Origin of the sequence: Alistipes sp. AM16-43, assembly GCF_003435745.1 — a bacterium.
GTDB classification, from domain to species: Bacteria; Bacteroidota; Bacteroidia; order Bacteroidales; family Rikenellaceae; genus Alistipes; species Alistipes onderdonkii.
In genome coordinates this window covers 446,739-453,659 of the sequence record NZ_QTUQ01000001.1, presented here as the reverse complement: position 1 = coordinate 453,659, position 6,921 = coordinate 446,739, and the positions used below count along the sequence as shown (strand labels likewise).

At 58.5% G+C, this 6,921-nt stretch carries 7 protein-coding genes; 2 read left to right on the top strand and 5 right to left on the bottom strand.

The features are described 5' to 3' along the window. Positions 1–79: 79 nt before the first annotated feature. Positions 80–1,861 (bottom strand): arginine--tRNA ligase, encoded by a 1,782-nt coding sequence (argS, locus tag DW189_RS01865; RefSeq protein ID WP_117506674.1) that lies wholly within the window; start codon positions 1,859–1,861, stop codon positions 80–82. Positions 1,862–2,036: 175 nt separating this feature from the next. Here argS and DW189_RS01860 point away from each other — a divergent pair, with 175 nt between their 5' ends. Continuing rightward, positions 2,037–3,314 carry a hemolysin family protein gene (locus DW189_RS01860; protein ID WP_117506673.1) on the top strand — a complete coding sequence of 426 codons (1,278 nt, stop codon included), beginning with the start codon at positions 2,037–2,039 and terminating at the stop codon, positions 3,312–3,314. Next, positions 3,311–4,333 carry a tRNA dihydrouridine synthase DusB gene (gene dusB / locus DW189_RS01855; RefSeq protein WP_018697161.1) on the top strand — a complete coding sequence of 341 codons (1,023 nt, stop codon included), beginning with the start codon at positions 3,311–3,313 and terminating at the stop codon, positions 4,331–4,333. The genes DW189_RS01860 and dusB overlap by 4 nt, the downstream gene beginning before the upstream one ends. A gap of 143 nt (positions 4,334–4,476) precedes the next feature. Here the strand turns inward: dusB and DW189_RS01850 are convergent, their stop codons facing one another. From DW189_RS01850 to DW189_RS01835, 4 genes are all read right to left on the bottom strand, one after another. After that, positions 4,477–4,971 (bottom strand): methylglyoxal synthase, encoded by a 495-nt coding sequence (locus DW189_RS01850; RefSeq protein ID WP_026318616.1) that lies wholly within the window; start codon positions 4,969–4,971, stop codon positions 4,477–4,479. A 119-nt stretch (positions 4,972–5,090) separates the two neighbouring features. Next, a complete protein-coding gene (locus DW189_RS01845; protein ID WP_022331879.1) occupies positions 5,091–5,495 on the bottom strand; it encodes a DUF5606 domain-containing protein in 405 nt (134 codons plus the stop codon). A 21-nt stretch (positions 5,496–5,516) separates the two neighbouring features. Further along, the gene (locus tag DW189_RS01840; RefSeq protein WP_117506672.1) at positions 5,517–5,954 is read right to left on the bottom strand and encodes a hypothetical protein; all 438 of its coding nucleotides are present in this window, start codon (positions 5,952–5,954) and stop codon (positions 5,517–5,519) included. Between the two features lie 12 nt (positions 5,955–5,966). Continuing rightward, a complete protein-coding gene (locus DW189_RS01835; RefSeq protein WP_117506856.1) occupies positions 5,967–6,881 on the bottom strand; it encodes a mechanosensitive ion channel family protein in 915 nt (304 codons plus the stop codon). Positions 6,882–6,921 lie beyond the last annotated feature (40 nt).

Genomic DNA, 6,921 nt, shown 5'->3' with positions numbered 1-6,921 from the left:
GACGATACAGGAGGGGCAGCTCCCGCGGGGAGCTGCCCTTTTCGAAATCATATCTCAGCTTTCGCAGCCCGGCAACGGGTTACATCCGCTCCGGGACGTCGATGCCGAGCAAGTTCATGCCGCGGCGGATGACACGCGCCACCTGCCCGGCCAGCCGGAGACGCATCGTGCGGGTCGCTGCATCCTCTTCCCGGAGGATCGAATGGTCATGGTAGTATCCGTTGAACTGCTTGGCCAGCTCGTAGACATAGGCGCCGATAACCGAGGGGGCGAAATTTTCGCCCGCGGCGGCCACGACCGACGGATATTCCGTGAGCGTCTTCACCAGGTCGATCTCCTCGGGCAGGTAATCGGCCTGCACGGCGGCGGAAAAGTCGATCCCGGCTTCGGTAGCCTTGCGCAGGATTGAGCAGATACGCGCATGGGTATATTGGATGAACGGCCCCGTATTGCCGTTGAAGTCGATGGATTCGCGCGGGTCGAAAAGCATAGTTTTCCTGGGGTCGACCTTGAGGATGAAATACTTGAGCGCCCCCAGCCCGACCATCGTCGACACGGCATTGGCTTCTTCTTCGGAGCAGCCGTCCAGCTTGCCCAGCTCGGCGGACATCTCGCGTGCGGTAGCGACCATATCGGCGATCAGGTCGTCGGCATCGACCACCGTGCCCTCGCGCGACTTCATCTTGCCCTCTGGCAGCTCCACCATGCCGTAGGAGAGGTGCGTGATATGGTCGCTCCAATCGGCATACCCCAGTTTCTTGAGCACCAGCTTGAGCACCTGGAAGTGGTAGTTCTGTTCGTTGCCCACGACATAGATCATGTCGTCGAGTTTGTTATCCTCGAAGCGGCGGTAGGCCGTGCCCAGATCCTGCGTCATGTAGACCGAAGTCCCGTCGCCGCGCAGCAGCAGTTTCTCGTCCAGCCCGTCGGCCGTGAGGTCGATCCAGACCGAATTGTCGGGACGGCGGTAAAAGACGCCCTTGCGGAGCCCCTCCTCGACGAGGCTCTTGCCCAGCAGGTAAGTCTGCGATTCGTAGTAAACCTTGTCGAAATCGACGCCCAGCGCCTTGTAGGTCACGTCGAAGCCCTCATACACCCAGCCGTTCATGGTTTCCCAGAGCGAGTAGACCTCGGGATCGCGGGCCTCCCACTTGCGCAGCATCTCCTGCGCCTCGAGCATCACGGGAGCGTTCTTTTTCGCCTCCTCTTCACTCTGCCCCTGCGCCATCAACTCCTTGATTTGCGCTTTGTAGTGCTTGTCGAATTCGACGTAGTATTTGCCTACGAGGTGGTCGCCCTTCATGCCCGACGTGGCGGGCGTTTCACCGTTGCCGTAGAGCTTCCACGCCAGCATCGACTTGCAGATATGGATGCCGCGGTCGTTCACCAGGTTGGCCTTGATGACGTTATGTCCGTTGGCCTTGAGTATTTGCGCCACGGAGTAGCCCAGCAGGTTGTTGCGGATATGCCCCAGGTGCAGGGGTTTGTTGGTATTGGGCGACGAATATTCGATCATGACCGTGCGCCCGGTGGCCGGGGCCTGCCCGAAATCGGCATCGGCAGCGACCTCGTCAAAACGCGCCGCCCAGAAAGCGCCGTCGAGCACGAGGTTCAGAAAACCCTTGATGACATTGAAAGACTTGATTTCGGGGACGTTGGCCATCATATACCCGCCGATCTCGGTCGCAGTGGCTTCGGGCGACTTGCGGCTTCGTCGCAGCAGCGGGAAGGTCACGAGCGTATAATCGCCCTCGAATTCCTTGCGGGTCTTCTGAATCTGCAACTGTTCGCCGTCGAGCGTACCGTAAAGCGCCTCCACCGAGCGGCGGACGGCATCCGAAATAAAGTTCTCAATATTCATATCGTGAAAGAATTTGTCCGCAAATTTAGTATTTTTTCAGGGAATATTCAATCCCCGGCCCCATATTATTCGGACAGGGTGCAATACCCTGCCCCGGCACCGGCGGGCGCACAAATAAATTTGGCATTACACACGCCATGCATTATCTTTGCAGACAAACAAACCGGACACCCCAATGGAGTTCCTCATCATTCTATTATTAATCATCCTGAACGGCTTCTTCGCCATGTCGGAGATCGCCATGATCTCCGCGCGCCGCTCCAATCTGGAGATGCAGGCGCGGCAGGGCGACGCCGGGGCGCGGCAGGCGCAGAAGCTTATCGACGACCCGGACAAATTCCTTTCGACCATCCAGATCGGCATCACGCTGATAGGCATCCTCACGGGTATCTACTCGGGCGATGCGCTGGCCTCGAAATTCGGCCGGGAGCTCGCCGCACTCGGCATTTCCCTGCGTACGGCCACGGTCGTGGCGCAGATCACAATCGTCATCTTCGTCACCTATCTGACCCTCATATTCGGGGAGCTCGTGCCCAAACGCATCGGCATGAACTCGGCGGAGAAGATCGCCAAACTGGTGGCCCGGCCCATGCGCCTGCTCTCGCAGCTGGCCTCGCCGTTCGTATGGCTCCTGTCGCGCAGCACCGCAGGCGTGACCCGCCTGCTGGGGCTCCGCAAATCGGATTCGAAGGTCACCGAGGAGGAAATACGCTCCATCATCCAGGAAGGCGCGGAGGACGGCGAAGTGCAGGAGGTCGAGCAGAAGATCATGGGCCGCGTATTTTCGCTGGGCGACAGGACGGTCGAGTCGATCATGACCTTCCGCAGCGAACTGGTATGGATCGACACCGCGATGACGCCGGAACAGATCCGCGAACAGGTCAACCGGGAGCCCCACAACCGCTATCCCGTCGGCGAAGGGAGCCTCGACAAGCTCGCAGGCGTCGTCTACCTGAAAGACCTGTTCCGGCATATCGACGAACCCGGGTTCGACATCCGCAACCACCTTTCTCCCGCCAAGTTCTTCCACGAGGGATTCGAGGTGTACAGCGCGCTGGAGCAGCTCCGCAGCGAGCAGCTCGGCTACGGCATCGTGTGCGACGAGTTCGGCGTAACGCGCGGCATCGTCACCCTGAAGGACATCTTCGAGGCGCTGGTCGGCGAGATCCCCGACAGCTACGAGGAACCCGACATCGTACGGCGCGAGGACGGCAGCGTACTCATCGACGGGCAGTGTCCGTTTTACGATTTCCTGGCCTTTTTCGGCGAGGAGAACGCCATTCCCCGCAATGCCTACAATACGATCAGCGGACTGGTTCTCGACCAGCTGAAACACATTCCCGCCACGGGGGAGAAGCTCCGCTGGAACAGTTTCGACCTCGAGATCGTTGACATGGACGGCGTCCGCATCGACAAAATACTCGTAACACACGACCAAGCGGGCGAATCATGAAAATTGCCGACATAGAACTCGGGGAAAAACCCCTGCTGCTGGCGCCGATGGAGGACGTGACCGACCCGTCGTTCCGCTACATGTGCAAGCGTTTCGGCGCCGACGTGGTCTACACGGAATTCATCTCCTCCGACGGGCTGATACGCGACGCGGCCAAGTCGCTCAAAAAGCTCGAAATCGACGACGCGGAGCGTCCGGTGGGCATCCAGCTCTACGGCCATCTGGTCGAACCGATGGTCGAGGCGGCGCGCATGGCCGAAGCGGCCGGCCCGGACATCATCGACATCAACTTCGGCTGCCCCGTGAAGAAGATCGCGGGGCGGGGCGCCGGGTCGGGCATGATGCGCGACGTGCCGCTGATGGTCGAAATGACGCGGCGGATCGTGGAGGCGGTCGGCAAACCCGTGACCGTGAAAACCCGCCTGGGCTGGGACGACGAGTCGAAGAACATCGAGGAGATAGCCCTGCGCCTGCAGGACGTCGGCATCGCGGCGCTCACGATACACGGCCGCACTCGGGCCCAGATGTACCGCGGCGAAGCCGACTGGACGCTGATCGGCAAGGTGAAGAACAATCCGCAGATACAAATCCCGATCATCGGCAACGGCGATGTGGATTCGGGGCCGAAAGCGGCCGAAATGTTCGACCGCTACGGCGTGGACGGCGTGATGATCGGCCGCGCGACCTACGGGCGCCCGTGGATATTCCGCGAGGTGAAACACTACCTTGCCACGGGCGAAGTGCTGCCCCAGCCATCGGTCTGCGAGCGGGTGGAGATCGCCAAGGAGCACCTGCGAAAATCGTTGGAAATCAAAGGTGAATACGTAGGCATCCTCGAAATGCGCCGCCACCTGTCCAACTATTTCAAGGGGCTGCCCGATTTCAAGCCTACGCGCCTGAAGCTGGTCACGCTGCTCGACATCCCCGAACTGTTCGCCACGCTCGACTCGATCGCCGAGCGCTGGGGCGATTTCGACGTGAGCGGCACAGTGCCCGCACCGCTGTCGCACGACCTGTAATCGATCGGGTTCACACGAAGGCCGATTCCGGTCGGTGGCCGAGACGGAGATGGAACGGGGTTTTGCCCGCTCTGTGCGAAACAGCAAAAAAATACGCCTGATCCCAAACGGGATCAGGCATTTACATGCTCATAGCGCAACCATTACTTCAGCACACGCTCGACATAGGCTTTGTAGTCCTTTACGACGGGCTCGTAATCCTCGTCCTCGAAGAGCGGCGACGAGATCAGGAAATCGGCCGACGAACGGTTGATCGCCGTCGGGACATTGTAGAGCGTCGCCAGGCGCAACAACGCCTTGACGTCGACGTCGTGCGGCTGCGCCGACATGGGATCCCAGAAGAAGATAAGGGCGTTGATCTTGCCGTCGGCGATCAGCGACCCCAACTGCTGGTCACCGCCCAGCGGGCCGGATTTGAGCAGCGTGATTTTCAGGTCGGGCAATTCCCGGATCCCATCCGCGGATTCGTCTTCCTCGCGGTGATCCCGCAGTGTCTTTTCGACCATCTTGCCGGTCGTACCCGTACAAACGAGATGATGGCGGCTCAGGTTCCTGCTGTTCCAGTCGACCCATTCGGCCAGGTCGCGTTTCATATTGTCGTGGGCAACCAGTGCCAGCACTTTCGTCATTTTAGCCATAGCGATATTTTTATCCGTTGAACAAAGATAATACAAACACGGGGATTACGGATAAAAACATACGAATTTAATCGGGATACGACACAACAAAAAAGCCCCGCTCGGGCGGGACTCAGGGGTTATTCGGTTTCGGCCGGAAGCTTGAATTCGGTAAACCCGGCTTTCACGAGAATGTTGTACCATGCAAAGCACTTCTTTATGTCGGAAACGTGTACCCGGTCGCGGTCATAGTCGGGAAGCACCTCGGCGAAACAAGCTTTCAGTTTTTCGGGGGCCTCCTTGGGGCTGACGGCCTCGCGGCCGCCCGTATGGGCATAGATCTTGGTGAACACATCGGCCAGGGGAATGTCGTCTCCCTCTGTGAACATCGAGATCTCGGTCAGCGAACTTACTTTCGACGTCGCCGAAGCGTTCATCCGCCTGCCGTCGAGCAACGATTCGACGATCACGCCGTGCGTGGACTGCGCTACATACTTATAAAGTCCGGGCTGGCCCGAAATGGCCAGAATTTCTTTCAATTCCATATTAAATTATAGTGTGGTAAATTAATTCGCTTCGGGGTTGGGCATCGGCTCCGGGTCGGTCTCTTCCTGCACGGTATACTCGTACACCTCGGAGAACGTATACACGCTGTACGCAGAGACGGCAAGTATCTGGAAGGTCACTTTCGTGCCGGCCTTCTGCCCCTCGATCGTCGCCTTGTAGTTTTTCGACTTGTCTTTCTCGGAACCGAACCACACCTGGTCTTTCGGCTCTTCAGTCGTTTCCGGATCCTCGTTGAGGCTGTAAAGAATACTGATGCCGGTAAACCCGTATTCGCTCGTAACCGTTGCCGAAACATGGACATTTTCACCGGCATGGACTTCCTGCGGGCTGAAAGTGACTCCCGAAATCACGGGCGCGACCTTATACTCGGGGCCGAGTTCCTTGTTGCAAGCCGCCAGGCAGCATGCCGCCACGGCCATGATAAGCAGTTTTTTCATTTTATAGGCAGATTAATTGTTTTTCACATGCACATCCATCTGCGGGAAAGGGAAATTGATCCCCTTTTCGGGCAGCTGTTTGTAGAATATCTCGTTGTTTTCGAAGAACACGTTCCAGTAATCGGCGTTCTTCACCCAGGCTCGCGCAGAGAGGTTGACCGAGCTGTCGGCAAGGGCCGCGACCCACACCACGGGCGCAGGGTCGCCCAGCACGCGGTTATCGGCGGCAAGGATGGCGAGGATCGCCGCACGCGCCGTATCCACGTCGTCGCCGTACGAAATGCCGATCGTCCAGTCCACACGGCGGGTATCGGACGTGGAATAATTGTCGATGATGGCCGTGGCGATCGAGTTGTTCGGAATGTAAATTGTCTGGTTGTCGGCCGTAGTGATGACCGTCGAGAAGAGCTTGATCTCGCGCACGGTGCCCGACTGCCCCTGTGCCGAGATGTAGTCGCCGACACGGTAAGGTTTCATGAGCAGGATCATCACGCCGCCCGCGAAGTTCTGGGCCGTACCGCTCAGGGCCATACCGATGGCCAGCGTGGCGGCGGAGAAGACGGCGATGAGCGACGTGACGTTGACGCCCAGCGTCGAGACGACGATCAGCACCAGCAGCAGCGTGAAGATCACGCGCACGGTGTTACGCATGAACGACCGCAGCGAAATATCGACACGGCGGTGTTCCAGCGCCAGGTCGAGCAGCCTGACGATGCGCCGCAGGATCCAGCGGCCGACGAAATAGATCGCCAGCGCGAGGAGGATTTTCAGCAGTATCCAGACCGACTCGGACAGGAGGTTTTGCAATACGGTCTCGAAATCGAGGTTCGCAATTTTATGGACGGTTTCCGCAAAATTGGCTTTCTGCACACTGTCGGGCAGCATCAGCGGCGCGGGCGTATCGGTTCCTAAAAAAAGAGGCCACATATACCAGAAATAAAGTTTGTCTGCAAAAATAACCAAAAAA